Genomic DNA, 20,108 nt, shown 5'->3' with positions numbered 1-20,108 from the left:
CATTTTAATGGAAAGGATTATTTTCTTTTTTTTAGAAGATAATATGCTATAAAACATAGAGAACATTATATAAAAAATCAGCTCAGTCTAAATCTATATTTGTATGCAACTAACCCTTTTCTTCAGATAAATAATTCAATAAAACCTCATTTTTTAATTGTTATAAAAGGTTTTTTGATATGCGGTAAAGAATAAGAGGTTATAATAACACGGTTCTCTTAGATGAAAATATATCTGTCAATTTTAATCTCCTTAGTATTAACCTCTTCCTCTTTCGCTCAATTGGTTGATAAAACTCCGGCGGCTGTTCCGGTAGTGCCAGGCATTTATAACCGCGAGCCCTGGGAAGATCCGCTTATTAGCGGAATTAATCGCGAGCCCTCAAGAGCCACAGCTTATTCATTTGCTACAGTGGCCGACGCCCTTAGAAATAACCGGGATAAATCGACAAGAATGTTATCACTTAACGGCCAGTGGGATTTTTCATTTGCCTTTAAACCATCTGATGCGCCGAAAGATTTCTACAAGACACGGGTTAGCGGCTGGAAAAAAATTGAAGTACCCAGTAACTGGGAAATGAAAGGATACGATAAACCCATCTACAAAAGTGCGGTATATCCCTTCCGACCGGTAAATCCTCCTTATGTTCCGCAGGATTATAATGGAGTTGGATCTTATCAAAAAACGTTTACCATTCCGGATAACTGGAAAAATATGAATGTTACGCTTCATTTCGGAGGCGTTAGTTCGGCATATAAGGTTTGGTTAAACGGAAAATTTTTAGGCTATGCCGAGGATAGTTTCCTTGCTTCTGAATTTAATATATCTCCTTATCTGCATGCCGGTGAAAATATTGTATCTGTACAGGTAATCCGCTGGAGCGATGGCAGTTTTCTTGAAGATCAGGATCACTGGCGGATGAGTGGCATTCATCGTGAAGTGATGCTTTTGGCCGAACCAAAACTGCGTATCGCTGATTTTCATTGGCAAGCCAAACTGGATAAAAATTATAAGGACGCGGTTTTAAGTATCCGCCCAAGAATTGAAAATTTAACCGGTAAAGAGGTAAAGGGTTACAAAGTTGAAGCTCATCTTTTTGATAAGAATGGAAAAGCTGTATTTCAAAAACCCTTAGAAAGAAGCGCGGAAAGTATTATCAATGAGATATACCCACGATTGGATAATGTAAAGTTTGGTTTGCTTGAAACCAAACTGAGTAACCCTGCTAAATGGAGCGATGAAAAACCAAATCTTTATACGTTGGTTCTATCATTGCAGGACAGTACAGGGAATATTTTGGAAGCAAAAAGTTGTAAAGTTGGCTTTAGAAGCATTGAATTTTCTCCTGCGAACGGCAAATTACTTATCAATGGAAAACAAACCTATCTCTACGGCATTAATCGTCCGGATCATCATCCCACAAAAGGTAAAGCGCTAAGCAGACAAGATATTTTAGAGGATGTTCAAACTATAAAACGCTTTAACTTCAACTGTATCCGTACGAGTCATTATCCAATGGATCCGTATTTATATGACCTATGCGATGAGTATGGAATCCTGGTGATTGACGAAGCTAATCTTGAAACGCATGGATTGGGTGGTAAATTAAGTAATGATCCTCAATGGACCGGCGCTTACCTCGAGAGAAGTAACCGTATGGTTATGCGCGATAAAAATCATCCCAGTATAATTATATGGAGTTTGGGTAATGAAGCCGGCCGCGGACCTAATCATGCGGCTATGGCCGAATGGATTCACGATTTCGACATTACCAGACCCGTGCATTACGAGCCGGCAATGGGAAACCCGCGATTGGAGGGATATATGGATCCCAGCGATCCCCGTTACCTGAAATCTAATGACCACTCACACAGGATACAAAACCCACAGGACTCATACTACGTTGACATTGTAAGCCGTATGTATCCGAGTATCTATACGCCTGAACTTCTTGTAAATCAAAGCAACGGAGATAAACGTCCCATCTTCTTTGTAGAGTACGCTCATGCGATGGGTAATTCTGTTGGGAACATGAAAGATTTCTGGGATAAATTCCGGGAGACGCCCCGTATTATTGGAGGTGCCATCTGGGAATTCAAAGATCAGGGCTTATTGAAAAAAGACAGCGCCGGAGTAGAGTATTATGCATACGGAGGCGATTTTGGGGAGAAATACTTTGATAATTTCACGATAAAAGGAGTTGTCGCATCAGATGGAAGACCTAAAGCTGCAATGTTCGAATGTAAGCGGGTATACCAGGGAGCTCAAACGGAACTGGTTGATGCTGCAAAGGGCCTCATTAAGATTACCAATCGTCATGCTGTTAAATCTTTAGGCGATTATATGGTTAACCTGATTATTCGTGAAGATGGAAGGATTGTTGTAAATAAACCTCTGCGTAAAATTGACCTTGCTGCCGGAAAAGATACCCTCATCAGCATAGCTTCTTATCTGCCTCAAATAAAACCTGGTTCCGAATACCTGGCCGATATACACTTTACTTTGGCCAACGATGAACTCTGGGCAGCAAAAGGTCATGAGGTGGCATCTAATCAGTTTGCTATAACTGGTTTGGCCGAAGCAAGAATGATCAAGCGTCCGCCTTATCCTTCAATTGCTCTAAGCAATACCGCTACCGCTTATCAGCTAACAGGAAAAACATTTACCGTTACATTCGATAAAATAAACGGAGCATTAACCTCATTTAAGTTAAACGGAAAAGAGCAGGTTTTTGCACCATTATTACCGCACTTTACCCGCCCTCAAACGGATAATGATAAGCGTGGCTGGAAAACACATAGAAAGTTGAAACAGTGGTTTTCTCCGGAGCTTAAGCTTAAAGAAATAAAAGCAGATCAGCTTACTGAAGGTTCCGTCCAGATTAAAAGCAACTATTCTTTAGTTAACGACAGCGCGTCTGTAAATTTAATTTACACCCTTAACGGGGATGGTGTTTTGAAAGTTGATTATTCTCTGAATGTGAAACCAGGCTTGCCCAATATTCCTAAAGTTGGAATGCAGGGTGGTATTGCAAGAACCTTCGATAACATCAGCTGGTATGGTAAAGGATTGCTTGAAAATTATATTGACCGCAATTATGCTTTCGATGCAGCTATTTATACTCAGCCAATAAATGAATTTATGGAGCCGTATGCTGTGCCCCAGGAAAATGGTAACCGCACGGATGTGCGCTGGATGTATTTATCCGGAAGCAATAAAAGTGAAGGATTGCTGGTTGTTGCCGATAGCCTTTTAAGTATGAGTGCATGGCCCTATACTGAAGAAAATATCAGTACGGCTAAACATACCAACAAACTGAAAGATGCCGGATACATTACTCTGAATATTGATTTAATTCAAATGGGTGTCGGAGGAAATGATAGCTGGAGTGATGTTGCAGCGCCCTTGGAAAAATATCAGATTCCTGCAAAGGCTTATAATTATAGTTTTTACTTAATGCCTGTAAAAGGAAATAAAGATAATGTGAGTGGGATTGCAAAGAATATAAGATTCTAATAATTCGCTTTGTCATCTCGACGACAGGGAAATCTGGTGAGCATTGCTTTAGATTTCTCTCTGCGTTCGAAATGACAAAGTGCTTTAGTAAAAATGATTATATGCCGGAGAGTAACATTCCAAAGGTTTAAATATGCGATTTGTCATCTCGACGACAGGAGAGACCTCTTCAAATTTCTCCCGCCGTTCGAAAGGACAAGATGCTTTAATAAAAATGATTAAATGTCTAAAAAAGTAAGTTTAAAAGGAATAACATGGAACCATAGCAGGGGGTTTGTACCTATGGTTGCAACTGCGCAACGGTTTACTGAATTAAATCCCTCTGTTGAAATAAGCTGGGAAAAAAGAAGCTTACAGCAGTTCGCCGATTTTTCAATTGAAGAACTTGCAAAACGTTTTGATTTATTGGTGATAGATCACCCATGGGCTGGTTTTGCTGCCGGAACAAAATCAATACTTCCTTTAGATGAATACCTCAGTGCAGAATATATAAAAGACCAGCAAAAAAATACGGTGGGCCGTTCATGCGAAAGTTATTCTTTTGACGGCCATCAATGGGCTTTGGCTATTGATGCTGCAACTCCGGTTGCATCCAGTCGGCCGGATCTGTTCAAAAAGCATAATATTCAATTGCCAAAAACCTTTGCCGACTTGCTGAAACTTGCTGATAAAGGCCTTGTGGCTTTTGCCGGTATTCCGATAGATGTTTTAATGAGCTTCTATATGTTTTGCTGCTCGCTGGGTGAAGATCCCTGCCAGTCGGAAGAACGTGTAATATCAGAAGAAATCGGCTTAAAGGCATTACAATTGTTCAGAGAGCTGGCTTTAAAAGTAAATCCGGACAATTTCGACCGTAATCCGATTCAGGTTTATGAAGCGATGACTAAAAGTGATGAGATAGCTTACTGCCCATTTGCTTATGGTTATTCGAATTATTCGCGAAGAGGCTACGCTAGAAAATTACTCCATTTTCATGATATGGTTTCTCTGAATGGAAAATCAAATTTAAAAAGCACGCTCGGAGGAACAGGACTTGCAATTTCCTCAAGTTCAAAAAATATCACGGCAGCGGTTGAATATGCTAACTATGTAGCTTCTCCGGAATGCCAGCAATCCTTGTTTTTCGAAAATGGAGGGCAGCCCGGCCATCTAGGTGCGTGGAAGGATAAAGAGGTGAACCGACAAACACATAATTATTTCTCTAATACCTTACCTGCATTGCAGCGGGCTTTCCTTCGACCGCGTTATCACGGTCATATGTTTTTTCAGGATCATGCGGGAGATATGGTCAGAGATTATCTGATGCAAGGCGGAAACGGAAGAGCAGTTTTAAATAAAATGAACGAACTGTATTTAAAATCAAGAAACTTACAAATGGCATGAAACGACCTTTAGAAGGACTTTTAGTTTTAGAGTTTTGTCAGTTTCTGGCCGGACCTCTTGCTGGTTTAAAACTTGCCGATCTGGGGGCCCGCGTTATCAAAATTGAGCGCCCTGTTAAAGGCGAAGCTTGCCGGCAATTAGCGATTAAAAATCTTTTTGTTGATGGCGACAGCTTGCTTTTTCATACCATAAACAGAAACAAGGAATCATATGCTGCAGATTTAAAAAATCCTGATGATCTTGACAAAATAAAGAAGCTGATTGCCAAAGCAGATATCATGACTCACAATTTCCGTCCCGGTGTTATGGAAAAAATCGGGCTTGATTTCGAAGCAGCAAAAGCGATCAATCCTAAAATAATTTACGGAGTGGTTACCGGCTATGGAGATAAAGGTCCATGGGCAAATAAACCGGGACAGGATCTTTTGGTTCAATCTCTTTCGGGTTTAACTCACTTAACCGGAACAAAAAATGATGGACCGGTTCCTTTCGGTCTTTCAGTAGCTGATACTATGTGTGGTAATCATCTGGCTCAGGGATTACTGGCTGCACTTTTAAAACGATCCAAAACAGGCAAGGGGGCATTAGTTGAAGTAAGTCTTCTGGAATCAACACTCGATTTACAATTTGAAGTTCTGACTACCTACTTAAATGATGGAGGAAAGCTCCCGGAACGAAGCACGGTGAAAGGAAGCGGGCACGCTTATTTAAGTGCTCCGTACGGAGTTTATCAAACAGCAGATGGGTATCTTGCTTTAGCGATGGGTAACCTTTTAAATATCGCTTCTGCTATTGGCTGCAATATTTCTGATATCTATGCCGATTCTGCTTCATGGTTTGACAAGCGTGATGAAATTGGAAGCCTGTTTTCTCAGGATCTTATTAAAAAAACTACTAATGAATGGCTTTCAATTTTAGAAACAGCTGGGATATGGTGTTCTCCGGTTTTAAATTACACAGAAGTATTTGAGCAGAATGCTGTTAAGCAGAGCGGAATGCTTCAAACTTTAAGAACTTCCGGAGGCAGCGAAATTAAAACTACCCGAAGTCCTGTTCAAATTAATAAAGCCAGGTATTATTCAGCAAAACTTGCACCCAAAGTTGGTATAGATACAGATGGTATAAATAAAGAGTTCAATCTCAAAATAAATTAAAATGAAGCCGCTTGAAGATTATCTGGTAATAGATTTTAGTCAGTTCCTTTCGGGGCCTTCTGCAAGCTTGCGCATGGCCGATCTGGGGGCAAGGGTAATAAAGATTGAGCGTCCGGGGACGGGAGATATTTGCCGGACTTTGTATACTTCTAATGTAGTTATGAATGGCGAATCATCTGTATTCCATGCCATTAACCGAAATAAAGAAAGCTTTACCGCAGATTTAAAAAATAAAGCCGACTGTGAGGCTGTTTGGGCTTTATTGAAGCAGGCTGATGTTGTACTTCATAATTACCGGCCGGGGGTTATGGAACGCCTTGGGTTTGATTATGCAAGTGTACGCAAAATAAATCCGGGAGTCGTTTACGGCGAGATATCAGGTTATGGAAATGAAGGTGAATGGAAAGAAAAACCCGGGCAGGACTTACTACTACAATCGCTAACAGGTTTAACCTGGCTAAGCGGAAATGCAGAAAGCGGCCCGGTACCAATGGGCTTGTCCATTGTTGATATGCTTGCCGGTGCACATCTATTACAAGGAGTATTAGCTTGTCTGGTAACTAAAAGTATTCACGGAGAAGGGGCACTGGTTCAGGTTAGCATGCTTGAATCATCACTTGATTTTCAGTTTGAAACCATTACTACTTTTTTAAATGATGGTATGGAATTGCCTGAAAGAACAAAGAGTAATAATGCGAACGCTTATCTGGGCGCCCCTTATGGGATATATCAAACGAGCAACGGACATATTGCTTTAGCAATGGGTTCAATCCCGGTTCTTAGTAATTTATTAGAATGTGAAGAGCTAAAACCTTTCACCGAAATCTCTGAAGCTTTTTATAAGCGTGATCAGATCAAAGAGATTTTGGCTAATCATCTTAAACATGGAACTACAGAAAAATGGCTTTCTGTGCTCGAACCTGCGGATATCTGGTGTGCGGATGTTTTAAACTGGGAGCAGCTCATGAATCATGACGGCTTCAAAGTGCTGGATATGATTCAGCAGGTTGAAATGTCTGATGGCTATACCTATCGAACCACACGTTGTCCCATAAAAATTGACGGTGAAATCTTTACCTCATATAAAGCGTCTTCTAAGTTGGGTGAAGATAATGAAAAGATCATAAAGGAGTTAACACAAGGTTTGGTTTCATCACCCGACACCATTAAATCAAATTCCTTATGAGTATTAATAACAAATTCCGAATAGCTGTTCGCAAGTTTGGCCCTTTTGAGTCGGCCATGGAAAAGCTATGGGACAAATTCTGCAAGGAAACGGGCTGTACCCTACAGGCAGAAATGGTGCCTATGGATTTACATCCTCTGCACGAAGCAACTTTAAAAGACAAGGGTTTAGCTAATGGCGACTGGGATGTTGCACATATCAACACAGACTGGATTTATGAAGCCTACACCAGTGGGGCTGTAGAAAAGCTGAATCAATATATAGATAGAAATCCTCCGGCAAATTATCCGGTTGGATGGAGTAACTCGCTTTTGCGGATGCAGCAGTTTGGTGAAGATATTATTGGATTGCCTTTTCATGATGGCCCGGAATGCTTCATCTACCGAAAAGATTTATTTAATGACCCAAAAGAAAAGGAAGCTTACTTTAAACAATACGGCAAACCATTAGAAGTGCCGGTAGCCTGGGATGATTTTCAGCAAATAGCCCGTTTCTTCAATCGCCCGGAGCAGAATTTATACGGAAGTGTATTTGCCTGTTTTCCTGATGGGCACAATACGGTATTCGATTTTTGCCTTCAGCTCTGGACCCGTGGCGGTTCTCTGGTAGACGATAATGGGAAAGTGAATATACATACCCCCGAAGCCATCGAAGGCCTGAATTTTTACCGGCAGTTGGTAAATGACAGAACTGCCGTTCATCCCAAATCTCCTGAATACGAGTCGGTACAAGCTGGTATGGCGTTCGCCCGCGGCGAAGTAGCCATGATGATAAACTGGTTTGGCTTTGCATCCATGTGCGAAGTATACGAACAATCGGAAGTAAAGGGTAAAGTAGATATCACTTCATTGCCTCATTCAGAAGGAAGTGAAACGGCATCTCTGAATGTTTATTGGCTTTATACAATTGGATCGGGAAGCAGAAATAAAAAGATAGCTTACGATTTTATTCGTTTTGCGGTAAGTCCCGAAAATGATAAGCTTTTAACCCTTGAAGGGGGCATCGGCTGCCGTATATCAACCTGGAAGGATGAAGAAATAAACAAGGTTATTCCCTATTACCACAAATTAGAAATGCTGCATAAGGGGGCCAAATCCTTACCGCAAAAAAGTAATTGGGCTCAAATTGCAGAAATTATTGATGGGGCAGTCTTAAAGGCTATGAATAGCAATGTCGCGGCAGATGAGATCCTTGCGATAGCTCAAAATAAAATCAAACAGCTTAACCTAAGTCATGTCAAATAAAAAATACATTGAATATGATGTTGGTTTTCAATTGTTTACAGGTTTTTGATTTAACTTTTAACTTTTGATTTTTTACTTTTTATTAATAATTACTAAATGCAAATACCATATAAACCTGAATTACCCAAAACAAACCAGCCTGTTATTATTATAGGCGCGGGTGGTATTGTCAGCGATGCGCATCTTCCAGCTTATAAACAAGCGGGGTTTAATGTTCATGGTATTACCAACAGAACAAAGTCGAGAGCCGAGAAGTTAGCTGCGGAATTTGGAATCCCAAATGTTTACGATAGTGTTGCTGATGCAGTTGCCAAAGCTCCAGCAAATGCAGTTTACGATTTAACCATCATGCCCGAGCAATATGTGGAAACGCTGAATCAATTGCCTGATGGGAGCGCCGTACTCATTCAAAAGCCTATGGGCGATTATTTCTGGCAGGCTAAAGAAATCTTAGCGGTTTGCCGGAAGAAAAACCTGGTTGCCGCAATAAACTTTCAGCTTCGCTTTGCGCCCTTTGTTAGCGCGGCCAGATATATGATTGAGCAGGGGATGATCGGTGAGTTGTATGATCTGGAAGTACGGGTTACTTTGAAAACGCCATGGGAATTATTCCCCCATGTGATGATACATCCGCGTCTGGAAATTCAGTACCACAGCATCCATTATGTGGATTTGCTGCGATCATTTCTGGGCGATCCGGAAAGTGTTTATGCCAAAACCTTGAAACATCCGGCAAAAGCTCTTTCTTCTTCACGTTCAACGATTTTGCTGGATTATGGAGATACGATGCATGCGGTTATTAACACCAATCACGATCACGATTTTGGTCCGCATAACCAGGAGAGTTTTATTAAGTGGGAAGGAACGAAAGGTGCGATAAAAGCCAAAATGGGATTATTAATGGATTATCCCCATGGTGTTCCTGATTTGTTCGAATACTGTTTAGTCGAAGACGGTAAAACTCCCGAATGGAAAACTCTCGAATTAGAAGGTTCATGGTTTCCAGAAGCGTTTATTGGTACTATGTCAAACCTGATGCGTTACAAAGAAGGTTCTTCTGATATACTCTATACCAGTGTTGAGGATGTAATTAAAACGATGGCGGTAGTAGAAAGCGCCTATATTTCAAGTGATAAAGGAGGCGTGAAAGTTTCAGAACAATTGAAAGAAGAGGCGTTTAGAACGCTTTAAGTTTTAAACGACCTAAAGCGGTGGTGTCCCTTGCTGGAGTGGGAATTTAAGGGATTAGAAATATTAAAAATCCGGATTTCAGACCTGGATAACTATTGATAGAATAATAGGAAAGATTAGAGATGTATTTTAAATCAACTTTTTTTGAAGATTATATTTTAAACGACAAACGTGTAACCCTTGGTCGCACTATAACAGAAACCGATTTTGTTGTTCACGCCGGCCATACCGGAGATTTCTTTCCTCATCACATGGATGCAGAATGGTGTAAAACTCAACCCTTTAAACAACGAATTGCCCATGGAACTATGATTTTCAGCATTGGAATTGGCTTAACCGCTTCAGAAATAAATCCGGAAGCCATGTCGAAAGGATACGACCGGCTGCGTTTTATAAAGCCTGTTTTTATAGGAGACACTATTCATTCTGAAGTTACTATTTCTGAAAAAGCCGAAGCAAAAAAACCTGAATACGGAACAGTAACAGAACATGTTGAAATAATTAATCAGAACGGTGAAGTGGTACTTGTTTGCGACCACCTGTTACTGGTTAAGAAAAAATAAATCAAATTAAACCAATATAAAATGGCATTTGCACCTAACCAAGAACCTGTTATAGAAAAAACAGGAACCAAAACTACCAGTAGCGGGAATAATTATCTTGTTCCTTTTATCCTGGTAACTTGTCTTTTCTTTTTATGGGGAATGGCTCATAACCTCGACTCCATATTAATCCCACATTTAAAAAAAGCCTGTCAGCTGAACAATCGTCAGTCTACGCTGGTAGATACTTCAGTTTTTATGGCATATTTCCTTATGGCTATCCCGGCAGGAATGATTCTAAAAAAATGGGGCTATAAAAGCAGTATTATTTTAGGATTACTGGTATTCGCAGCAGGGGCATTTTTGTTTGTACCGGCAGCAAATACAAGAACTTACGAGATCTTTTTGTTGGCGCTTTTTATCATAGGCTGCGGCTTAACCATTCTTGAAACAGCAGCCAATCCATATGCCGCCGTACTTGGCGATGCTAAAACCGCTTCAACCCGTTTAAATCTTGCAGCATCTTTTAATGGTTTGGCTGCCATGGTGGCGCCTATTATTGGTACTCTTTTTATCCTTTCGGGAAAAGAATATACCACAAATGAATTAGCTGCTATGCCTGATGCAACACGAATGGCTTATCTAATGGAAGAAGCTTCTTCTGTTAAAATGCCTTATATTATACTTGGCAGCGTGCTTGTTTTGGTTGCTTTATTATTCTATTTCATTCATTTTCCTGAAGTTAAACCTAAAGCTGAGAAGCTGGTAACCGAAGGGGGCTTCTTTGCTGTTTTAAAACATCGTCATTTATCCTGGGCTGTTGCAGCGCAGTTCTTTTATGTTGGCGCACAGGTTTGTGTTACCAGCTTTTTTATCCGGATGGCACAACAGGGAGGTGGATTGGATGAGCATACCGCAGGTTATTATTTGGGGGTTTATGGTTTCTTATTTATGGCCGGCCGTTTTGTCGGAACCGCATTTTTAAAGTTCACCAGTTCTCAAATGCTTTTATCCATCTATTCTGTAATATCAGTTTTTCTTTGTCTGGTTGCTATTTTAGGAGACGGAGCTTATGTTATTTACGCCTTAGGCGGATTAGGTTTCTTTATGTCTATTATGTTTCCAACCATTTTTGCTTTGGGAATAAGCAATTTAGGTGAAGGAACAAAGGCTGGTTCATCATGGATAATCATGTCTATTGTAGGCGGTGCAATTCTGCCATACCTGATGGGAACTGTAATTGATTTAAACGGAGACAATATTCAAATAGGATATTCTATTCCCCTGGTATGTTTTGTGGTGATCTTATTCTTTGGTATTAAAGGGTATAAGCCATCAGATAAGTAGATTGTAATGCGGTGGGGAGCGTGCCATGCTATAATTAATGGTTTGACAGGTGTTGGTGAGGACGCCAACACCGGGTGATTCCGCCGAGGTTGGTGTCTTCACAACCGCCTAACTTGGAACTTGTTCAGCATCTTCATATTAAAATGAGATTATTAAAGATTGTATTTGTTATCATCCTGCTAAGCATCCCTTTAAGACATGGGCTGGCCCAAACTAACGACTCAGCAAAATCCTGGGTTTTCTGGTACTGGATGCAGGCAGGTGTTTCAAAAGAAGGTATAACCGCCGATTTGGAAGCCATGAAGGAAGCCGGTATCGGCGGGGCATATCTGATGCCAATTAAGGGAGCAACCAATCCGCCCTTATTTACACCTGTTGCCCAGCAACTAAGTCCGCAATGGTGGATGATGGTTAAACACGCTCTTAAAGAAGCCGACCGCTTAGGCCTGAAAATCGGGATGCATGTAAGTGACGGATTTGCCTTAGCTGGTGGCCCATGGATTACTCCCGAATTATCCATGCAAAAAGTTGTGTCAACCCAAACAAATATTACGGGAGGCAAGAAATTCAAAATCAGCCTTCCTCAGCCAGAAACTAAGGAAGGTTATTATAAAGATATTGCCGTCTACGCGTTTCCTTCAGTTCCTGGTACCAATATTTCTACACGTAAAATTATTCCTAAAATCACTACAAGTACAGGTATTGATGCTTCTTATCTCGTGAAAGAAGGGAATACGGAGGCTTTACGTTCTAACGATCCGCTTTGGATTCAATATGAATTCGAAAAGCCATTTACCACTCGCACAGTTTTTATACACACCAATGGAAATAATGTCCAGGCCCATCGTTTACTCATTGAAGTTAGCGATGACGGTAAATCATTTCGTTCTATTGGCCGCCTGCAGCCTCCCCGTCATGGCTGGCAGGATACCGATGCAGATATTACGCACAGCATTGTTCCCACAACAGCAAAGTATTTCAGGTTTACATTCGATAAATCAGGTTCCGAGCCCGGGGCTGAAGATTTAGATGCAGCGAAGTGGAAACCATCTTTAAAACTTGTCAGGCTCGAACTTTCTGCTGAACCGCGCATTCATCAGTTTGAAGGCAAGTCCGGAGCAGTTTGGAGGGTGAGCTCAAGAAGCACGGCAAATCAAATCTCAAAGGATCTGTGCGTTCCTTTAAACAAGATCCTTAATCTTAGTGATAAGTTAAATTCTGATGGAAGTTTAAACTGGAATGCTCCGAAGGGCAACTGGACGATCATCAGGACCGGTCATACCTCAACTGGTCACACCAATGCAACCGGAGGCGGAGCAATTGGATTGGAGTGCGATAAATTTAATCCTGTAGCTATCAAGCTGCAATTTAATAGCTGGTATGGTGAAGCTTTAAGACAAGCCGGACCTGAGCTTGCTCCCAGAATCTTGAATACCTTCCACGTGGATAGCTGGGAATGTGGCAGCCAGAACTGGTCGACCGTTTTCAGGGATGAGTTTAAGAAGAGGAGAGGATATGACCTGTTGCCTTATCTTCCAGTCATGTCAGGAATCCCTGTTGAAAGCGCGGAAGTATCTGAAAAGTTTTTGTATGATGTACGGAAAACCATTTCAGAGCTCGTTGTAGATAAGTTTTATAAAACACTTGCCCAATCGGCAAAAGAAAAAGGAGTAGTATTCACTGCGGAAAGTGTAGCCCCAACAATGGTTAGCGATGGCTTGCTGCATTATAAAACTGTAGATATTCCAATGGGAGAGTTCTGGTTAAACAGTCCGACCCACGATAAGCCAAACGATATGCTGGATGCCATTTCAGCCGCTCATATTTACGGGAAAAATATTATTCAGGCAGAAGCTTTTACCACAGTCCGTATGGCATGGAACGAGCATCCCGGAATGCTGAAAACTTTACAGGACAGAAATTATGCCCTGGGTATAAATAAAATGGTATACCATGTTTTCGCTCACAATCCATGGATGGACCGGAAACCTGGGATGACTTTAGATGGTGTGGGTTTATATTTCCAGCGGGATCAAACCTGGTGGAAACAAGGGAAAGCATGGGTGGAATATGCTGAACGATCACAGAATCTTTTGCAACAGGGAAAGCCTGTAGCTGATATCGCAGTGTTTACAGGAGAAGAAATTCCAAGGCGTTCGGTTTTGCCGGACAGATTGGTGCCATTTCTGCCAGGAATATTCGGGAAGGACGTTGTTGAAGCAGAAACCAGGCGTTTGGCTAATGTTGGTGAACCCATGCGACAAATCCCTGCTGGGGTTTCCAATTCGGCAAACATGGCTGATGCGGAGGATTTTATTAATCCCTTACGGGGATATGCTTACGACTCTTTTAATCCTGATGCTTTGCTGTCGGCCAAAGTTCAGGAGGGAAATGTGGTTTTTGAAAGCGGAGCAACATACAAATTATTAGTTATTCCAGGTAAACATCGCTTAAATCCGAATAATGATTGGATGAGTGCGGAAGTGGCGGGAAAGCTTTTAGAATTGGCAAAAGCAGGTGCACATATTTTAATTTCGGAGATGCCCCGTAGCCAACCGGGTTTGCAAACGGCAGATGCCACAGAGTTTAACAGAATTGTGAATGAGTTGTGGACCGGTAATTTTTCAGGAAAAGTACTTAGAGGGGTTTATCAGGAAGAAACTTTTAAAAAGACAGGAATAGAAAGAGATGTAGATATTAGCGATGGTTCGGGTAAATATGCTCAAAATGTTGCCTGGACACATAGAAGAAATGGCTCAGATGATATTTATTTTCTCTCTAATCAGGAAGAAAAGGAAAGAATATTAGAGTTTTCATTCAGACGCCAAAGTAGTATCATAGAATTATATGATGCAGTAAGTAATCAGAAGTGGTTAGCCAAGGACTGGAAATCTGAAAATAATCGCACTGTGCTTTCTTTGAAACTTGCTCCTAACGCTTCTCTGTTTGTGATTTTTAAAACAGGAAGCAATGATACTCAGATTAAAAAGAGCAAAAATTGGACGGATTTAGAAACTTTTCAAACTATTGCGGGGCCATGGCAGATAAACTTTGACTCCAGTGTAGGTGGACCTGAAAAAGCTGTCAAATTTAATTCACTAACAGATTGGAGCAAAAATCCAGATTCATTAATCAGGTATTATTCGGGTACTGCATCTTATTCAAAAACGTTTAAAGTTAGTGTGCCTGGTAATAAACCTGTATGGCTGGATTTAGGGAAAGTGGCGAATCTTGCAGAAGTGAAAGTTAATGGACAAAGCTGCGGAATTGCATGGACGCCGCCATACCGTGTTGATATCAGTAAAGCATTAAAAAAAGGATCAAATCAATTAACAATAGAAGTTACAAATACCTGGGCCAATCGATTAATGGGTGACCAACGATTGCCGGAAAGTAAACGGATAACAAAAACTACTGCTCCCTATCGCCTGGAAGGGCAACCTTTACAGGAAGCTGGATTGTTGGGGCCGGTTGTGTTGATGATGGAAAAATAAGCAGTGTCATGCTGAGCTTGTCGATGCAAAGCGGATTAAAGACGGCGACCTAGTAGGGAATTAACGCAGACAGCGTTCTAAACGCTGTCTGCGTTTTGGAACCATAAAAGGTCTGGGGGGGTGTCCTCTCAACGCAGGAGATCTCTTAGATTTCTCCTGCAGTCGAAATGACAAATCGTTGAAATGACAAGATCCTTCTAGGGACGAAAGAACATAGCAGCACACAAAGTGCTTTTTAAAATAATAAATGGCCTGGTACAATACCAGCTATCTGATAAACATAAAATGAAAAACATGAACCGGATGATCGCAAAAGGAACTTTAGCTTTACTATTCTCTGGCTTTGCATTGAGCATCTCAGCGCAGGATAAAAGCCTTGTTAATACCTCTCTTAGTCCGCACGCTAAACTGCAAAGTTTAAATATGAGAGATGTAACCTGGACTACTGGATTCTGGGCCGACCGCTTTAAGGTTGCCAAAGAAACTATGGTGCCAAATATGTGGCGCATTTATAACGACGCCAAAATTAGCCACGCATTCAAAAACTTTGAAATAGCAGCCGGATTGGATACCGGAAATCATAAAGGCCCTTCTTTTCACGATGGCGATTATTACAAAACGCTTGAAGCTGTTGCCAGCGTTTATGCTGTTAGCCGTGATAAAAAGCTTGACCAAATGATGGACAAGGCCATTGCAGTTATTGCAAAATCGCAACGTGAAGATGGTTATATCTATACGAAAGCAATGATAGAGCAAAGGAAAACAGGTTCTAAAAATCAGTTTCAGGACAGGCTGAGTTTTGAAGCTTATAATATCGGTCACCTGATGACTGCCGCCTGCGTACATTATCGTGCTACGGGAAAAACTTCACTGCTTAATGTGGCGAAAAAAGCGACAGATTATCTTTATAATTTCTACAAACAGGCATCGCCAACCTTAGCGCGTAACGCTATTTGTCCATCGCATTATATGGGAACCATAGAAATGTACCGCACAACCCGCGAGCCCCGGTACCTTGAACTTGCTAAAAAACTCATTGATATTAAAGGAAAAATAGACGATGGTACCGATGATAATCAGGACAGAATTCCTTTCCGCGAACAAACAAAAGCTATGGGACATGCCGTTCGTGCAAATTACTTATGGGCCGGGGCAGCTGATGTGTATGCTGAGACAGGAGATGAAACGTTAATAAAAACGCTTGATTTAATGTGGAATGACATGACCACACGTAAAATGTATATCACAGGCGGCTGTGGTTCTTTATACGATGGGGTATCGCCAGACGGAACTTCCTATAATCCAACTGAAGTACAGAAAATACATCAGGCTTTTGGCCGCGATTACCAATTGCCAAATTTTACCGCACACAATGAAACCTGCGCCAATATTGGCAATGTTCTTTTCAATTGGCGTATGCTTCAGATAACCGGTGATGCTAAATATGCTGATGTAATGGAACTTGCATTGCATAACAGTGTTTTATCTGGTATAAGTCTTAATGGAAAGAAATTTCTTTATACAAATCCAATGGCTTATTCGGATGATTTGCCATTTAAACAGAGATGGTCGAAAGATAGGGTAGAATATATCGGCTTATCAAATTGCTGTCCTCCAAACGTTGTTCGTACTATAGCGGAAGTGGCTAATTACGCTTACAGTGTTTCTGATAAAGGCTTATGGTTAAATCTTTACGGAAGTAATAATGTATCTACCACATTAAAAGATGGTTCTAAAATTAATCTTGCTCAGGAAACAAATTATCCCTGGGACGGAAATATAAAACTGACCCTGAATGAAACTAGCTCAAAGCCGTATTCAATTTTCCTTCGGATTCCTGCATGGACGGACAATGCCAGGCTTTTAATTAATGGAAAGGCTTCAAACGTAAAACTTACATCGGGTCAGTATGCCGAAATTAACCGTGAATGGAAAAAGGGTGATAAAGTGGAACTCGTTTTACCAATGGAAGCTAAATTGGTTGAGTCTAATCCATTAGTTGAAGAAAATCGTAACCAGGTAGCTGTAAAACGCGGTCCCGTGGTATATTGCCTTGAATCGGTTGATATGCCTAACCAAAAAATATTCAATGTTTTTGTTCCTTCGGGCATCGATCTAAAACCTCAGCCTTTAACCATTGACGGGGCAGATGTAATGAGCCTTGAAGGCGAAGCAAAACTGGTTGAAAATAAAGACTGGAAAAATGTTTTATACAGAGAGATATCCGATCAGAATAAAACTGCAAAGATTCGCCTGGTGCCTTATTTTGCCTGGGGTAACAGAGGCCATTCTGAAATGTCGGTTTGGTTGCCATTATCACGGTAGTTATAAGTTCGGAGCTTTTAACTTTTTAATTTTGACTTTTTAATTTGCAACGTGGAAAGAATAACCGCCAGATACTATATAGAAACTCCTTTTGAGCTGGAAAAAGCAGCCCAGGTCTTAGCAGGCGAGCAATCTTCGGGTACTTTTGTAGAGGTGCCGGGAGAAACAGAAGAATTAAAAAGCCGCTTTGCTGCCCGGGTAGAATCAATTACAGCTTTGGAGACAGTTGCGGAACCGGCTATTCCCGGGGCCATCACAACTAACGGGAAATACCAAAGGGCTATGATTGAAGTATCCTGGTCTACTGAAAATTTTGGACATAATCTTCCCGTCCTGATTTCAACTTTGCAGGGAAACCTTTATGAATTAACTCAGTTCACTGGTCTTAAATTAATGGATATCGAATTGCCGGATTCGTATTCGAAGGCTTTTAAAGGACCAAAATTCGGTATCGATGGATGCAGAAAGCTAACAGATGTTTTCGACCGGCCATTAATCGGCACGATCATCAAGCCCAGCATTGGGATGACACCCGGGCAAACTGCTGAACTTGTAAAAACATTAGTTGAAGCAGGGATAGATTTTATTAAAGATGACGAGCTTCTTTCCTCATCAGCAAATTCACCTTTCGAAGACAGGGTAGACGCAGTAATGCGGGTGATTAATGATTATGCTGATAAAACCGGAAAGAAAGTAATGTATGCTTTCAATATCAGTGATGATGTTGATGAAATGCAGCGCAACTACCAAAAAGTTTTCAACGCCGGCGGTACCTGTGCTATGATTAGCTTAAATAGTGTCGGTATATCGGCAACAAAAAAAATGTGTGATATCGGTGAGCTCGCCATTCATGGTCACCGCAATGGCTGGGGTATGATGAACCGCCATCCTTTATTGGGAATTGAGTTTCCTGCATACCAGAAATTGTGGCGGCTGGCTGGTGTCGATCAAATACATGTAAATGGAATTCAGAATAAGTTTTGGGAATCTGACGACTCTGTTGTTCGGTCTATAGAAGCCTGCTTGAAGCCAATGCTTGGAGGCTTTTCTGTTTTGCCTGTGGTTTCTTCGGGCCAATGGGGCGGGCAAGCGCCGGAAACTTACCGCCGTACCAATACCGTGGACTTACTATATATGGCGGGAGGGGGAATTATGGCACATCCTTCAGGTCCGGCTGGCGGCGTAAGGGCATTGCATCAGGCCTGGGAAGCAGCCGTAGACGGATTATCTGTAGCAGAGGCCGCCACTAAATATCCCGAATTTGGAAAATCAGTGGAAAAATTTGGTGTTAAATAATGGCGGTAAACGATAACAGGCTTTTAATCGCTTTCTATGGCGATGATTTTACGGGCTCTACCGATGCGCTGGAATTTTTAAGTCGTGCCGGTGTGAAAACTATTCTGTTTATTGAATCGCCAACCGAAGAACAATTAAAACGATACAATGGATTACAGGCAATTGGTGTAGCCGGTATGACCAGGTCAATGGCACCTGAAGCTATGGAGAGGGAATTACATACAGCCTTTACTGCATTGAAAGCTTTAAGTCCCCGGCATGTACATTATAAAGTTTGTTCAACTTTTGATTCTTCACCATCTATAGGAAGTATAGGGAAAGCTATTGACCTTGGCGCCAAAATATTCGAATCGGAATTTGTGCCCCTGCTAGTAGGCGCACCGATTCTGGGAAGGCACTGTGTATTTGGGAACCTCTTTGCAAAAATGGGTATCGGAAGCGAGGGAAGTATTTATCGGCTCGACCGGCATCCTTCTATGAGTAAACATCCAACAACACCTGCTGATGAAAGCGATTTACGCCTTCACCTCGGTAAACAAACCTCGAAAAAAATCGGACTTATAGATATCCTTCAGATAGAGAAAACCAGTGATGAAACTCAACATTTAATAAAAGAGCTAGTCGGGTCCGGAAATGAAATTATACTTTTCGATACGCTCTATCAGCAACAATTATCTGTCATTGGAGAACTTATTGAAAAAAATACATCAGCAAATAAAACTTTGTTTTCTGCAGGCTCTTCGGCTGTGGAAATGGCCCTGGGAAATTATTGGCAGCATAAACGAATAATCGATTCCCTGCCAGAATGGAAACAAAAGCCAGCAGATGGTAATATCCTTGTTGCTTCGGGAAGCTGCTCGCCTGTCACATCGGGCCAAATAGCTTATGCAGTAGCACGTGGCTTTAAAGAAATTGCAATAGATACTGAAAAACTTGCGTTGGATGGGATTTCAGAAGAGACGTTAGAGGCTTATGCCGTAGAAGCATCATTCTATATCCGGAATAAATCAGATGTTATAATACATACCAGTCGTGGTAATGAGGATGAAAGAGTAAAGAGATCAGACGAGGTTTTTAGAAAAAAAGGGATAGCCAAAACAGAAACATCTGTATTATACGGAACTGTTCTGGGGCGTATTATAAAGCTTGTAGCAGAAAAAACAGCCCTTCAAAGAATTGTAATAGCTGGCGGCGATACCTCAAGTCATGCTGCAAGAGCAATGGGAATTGAAGCTGTAGAGATGATTGCTCCGCTTGCACCGGGATCGCCTTTATGCAAAGCCTATGCACCAGGTTCGGCTATAAATGGTCTGGAGGTAAATTTTAAAGGCGGGCAGGTAGGAAAGGAAGATTATTTTGAAATGCTGAAAGGTGCTTAGGTGTCAGACATTTCAAAAATGTCTGACACCTAAATACGCCATATTAAACTT

The 20,108-nt window shown here is 41.3% G+C and carries 12 protein-coding genes; all 12 read left to right on the top strand.

Annotated elements, in window-relative coordinates:
* Window positions 1–222 precede the first annotated feature (222 nt).
* The 12 genes from WG906_RS13070 to WG906_RS13015 all read left to right on the top strand — a co-directional run bounded on the left by WG906_RS13070 (window position 223) and on the right by WG906_RS13015 (window position 20,057).
* Window positions 223–3,516 (top strand): glycoside hydrolase family 2 TIM barrel-domain containing protein, encoded by a 3,294-nt coding sequence (locus WG906_RS13070; protein ID WP_339993136.1) that lies wholly within the window; start codon window positions 223–225, stop codon window positions 3,514–3,516.
* A gap of 222 nt (window positions 3,517–3,738) precedes the next feature.
* Complete coding sequence (locus WG906_RS13065) at window positions 3,739–4,899, top strand: ABC transporter substrate-binding protein (RefSeq protein WP_339993134.1); 1,161 nt, start codon at window positions 3,739–3,741, stop codon at window positions 4,897–4,899.
* The gene (locus WG906_RS13060; protein WP_339993133.1) at window positions 4,896–6,053 is read left to right on the top strand and encodes a CaiB/BaiF CoA transferase family protein; all 1,158 of its coding nucleotides are present in this window, start codon (window positions 4,896–4,898) and stop codon (window positions 6,051–6,053) included. Before WG906_RS13065 ends, WG906_RS13060 begins: the two co-directional genes overlap by 4 nt.
* A 1-nt stretch (window position 6,054) precedes the next feature.
* Complete coding sequence (locus tag WG906_RS13055; RefSeq protein WP_339993132.1) at window positions 6,055–7,239, top strand: CaiB/BaiF CoA transferase family protein; 1,185 nt, start codon at window positions 6,055–6,057, stop codon at window positions 7,237–7,239.
* Window positions 7,236–8,483 (top strand): extracellular solute-binding protein, encoded by a 1,248-nt coding sequence (locus tag WG906_RS13050; protein ID WP_339993130.1) that lies wholly within the window; start codon window positions 7,236–7,238, stop codon window positions 8,481–8,483. The genes WG906_RS13055 and WG906_RS13050 overlap by 4 nt, the downstream gene beginning before the upstream one ends.
* Window positions 8,484–8,579: 96 nt before the next feature.
* A complete protein-coding gene (locus tag WG906_RS13045) occupies window positions 8,580–9,674 on the top strand; it encodes a Gfo/Idh/MocA family protein (protein ID WP_339993129.1) in 1,095 nt (364 codons plus the stop codon).
* 122 nt (window positions 9,675–9,796) lie between these two features.
* Window positions 9,797–10,237: a MaoC/PaaZ C-terminal domain-containing protein gene (locus WG906_RS13040; protein WP_339993128.1), complete on the top strand. Its 441-nt coding sequence runs from the start codon at window positions 9,797–9,799 to the stop codon at window positions 10,235–10,237.
* Window positions 10,238–10,258: 21 nt separating this feature from the next.
* A complete protein-coding gene (gene fucP, locus WG906_RS13035; protein ID WP_339993127.1) occupies window positions 10,259–11,563 on the top strand; it encodes an L-fucose:H+ symporter permease in 1,305 nt (434 codons plus the stop codon).
* Between the two features lie 143 nt (window positions 11,564–11,706).
* The gene (locus WG906_RS13030) at window positions 11,707–15,057 is read left to right on the top strand and encodes a glycosyl hydrolase (RefSeq protein WP_339993126.1); all 3,351 of its coding nucleotides are present in this window, start codon (window positions 11,707–11,709) and stop codon (window positions 15,055–15,057) included.
* 228 nt (window positions 15,058–15,285) lie between these two features.
* The gene (locus tag WG906_RS13025; RefSeq protein WP_339993125.1) at window positions 15,286–17,382 is read left to right on the top strand and encodes an aceric acid hydrolase; all 2,097 of its coding nucleotides are present in this window, start codon (window positions 15,286–15,288) and stop codon (window positions 17,380–17,382) included.
* A 51-nt stretch (window positions 17,383–17,433) separates the two neighbouring features.
* A complete protein-coding gene (locus tag WG906_RS13020) occupies window positions 17,434–18,678 on the top strand; it encodes a ribulose-bisphosphate carboxylase large subunit family protein (protein ID WP_339993124.1) in 1,245 nt (414 codons plus the stop codon).
* On the top strand, window positions 18,678–20,057 hold the full coding sequence (locus WG906_RS13015; protein ID WP_339993122.1) for a four-carbon acid sugar kinase family protein: 1,380 nt from the start codon (window positions 18,678–18,680) through the stop codon (window positions 20,055–20,057). The genes WG906_RS13020 and WG906_RS13015 overlap by 1 nt, the downstream gene beginning before the upstream one ends.
* Window positions 20,058–20,108: the final 51 nt, after the last annotated feature.

The organism is Pedobacter superstes (genome assembly GCF_037622515.1).
Taxonomy (GTDB): domain Bacteria; phylum Bacteroidota; class Bacteroidia; order Sphingobacteriales; family Sphingobacteriaceae; genus Paradesertivirga; species Paradesertivirga superstes.
This window is presented reverse-complemented; position numbering and strand designations above follow the sequence as displayed.

Coding starts and splice junctions, on each gene's coding strand:
- fucP (WP_339993127.1), top strand. CDS start 10,259: ATGGCATTTGCACCTAACCAAGAACCTGTTATAGAAAAAACAGGAACC.
- WG906_RS13065 (WP_339993134.1), top strand. CDS start 3,739: ATGTCTAAAAAAGTAAGTTTAAAAGGAATAACATGGAACCATAGCAGG.
- WG906_RS13045 (WP_339993129.1), top strand. CDS start 8,580: ATGCAAATACCATATAAACCTGAATTACCCAAAACAAACCAGCCTGTT.
- WG906_RS13040 (WP_339993128.1), top strand. CDS start 9,797: ATGTATTTTAAATCAACTTTTTTTGAAGATTATATTTTAAACGACAAA.
- WG906_RS13030 (WP_339993126.1), top strand. CDS start 11,707: ATGAGATTATTAAAGATTGTATTTGTTATCATCCTGCTAAGCATCCCT.
- WG906_RS13055 (WP_339993132.1), top strand. CDS start 6,055: ATGAAGCCGCTTGAAGATTATCTGGTAATAGATTTTAGTCAGTTCCTT.
- WG906_RS13050 (WP_339993130.1), top strand. CDS start 7,236: ATGAGTATTAATAACAAATTCCGAATAGCTGTTCGCAAGTTTGGCCCT.
- WG906_RS13060 (WP_339993133.1), top strand. CDS start 4,896: ATGAAACGACCTTTAGAAGGACTTTTAGTTTTAGAGTTTTGTCAGTTT.
- WG906_RS13070 (WP_339993136.1), top strand. CDS start 223: ATGAAAATATATCTGTCAATTTTAATCTCCTTAGTATTAACCTCTTCC.
- WG906_RS13015 (WP_339993122.1), top strand. CDS start 18,678: ATGGCGGTAAACGATAACAGGCTTTTAATCGCTTTCTATGGCGATGAT.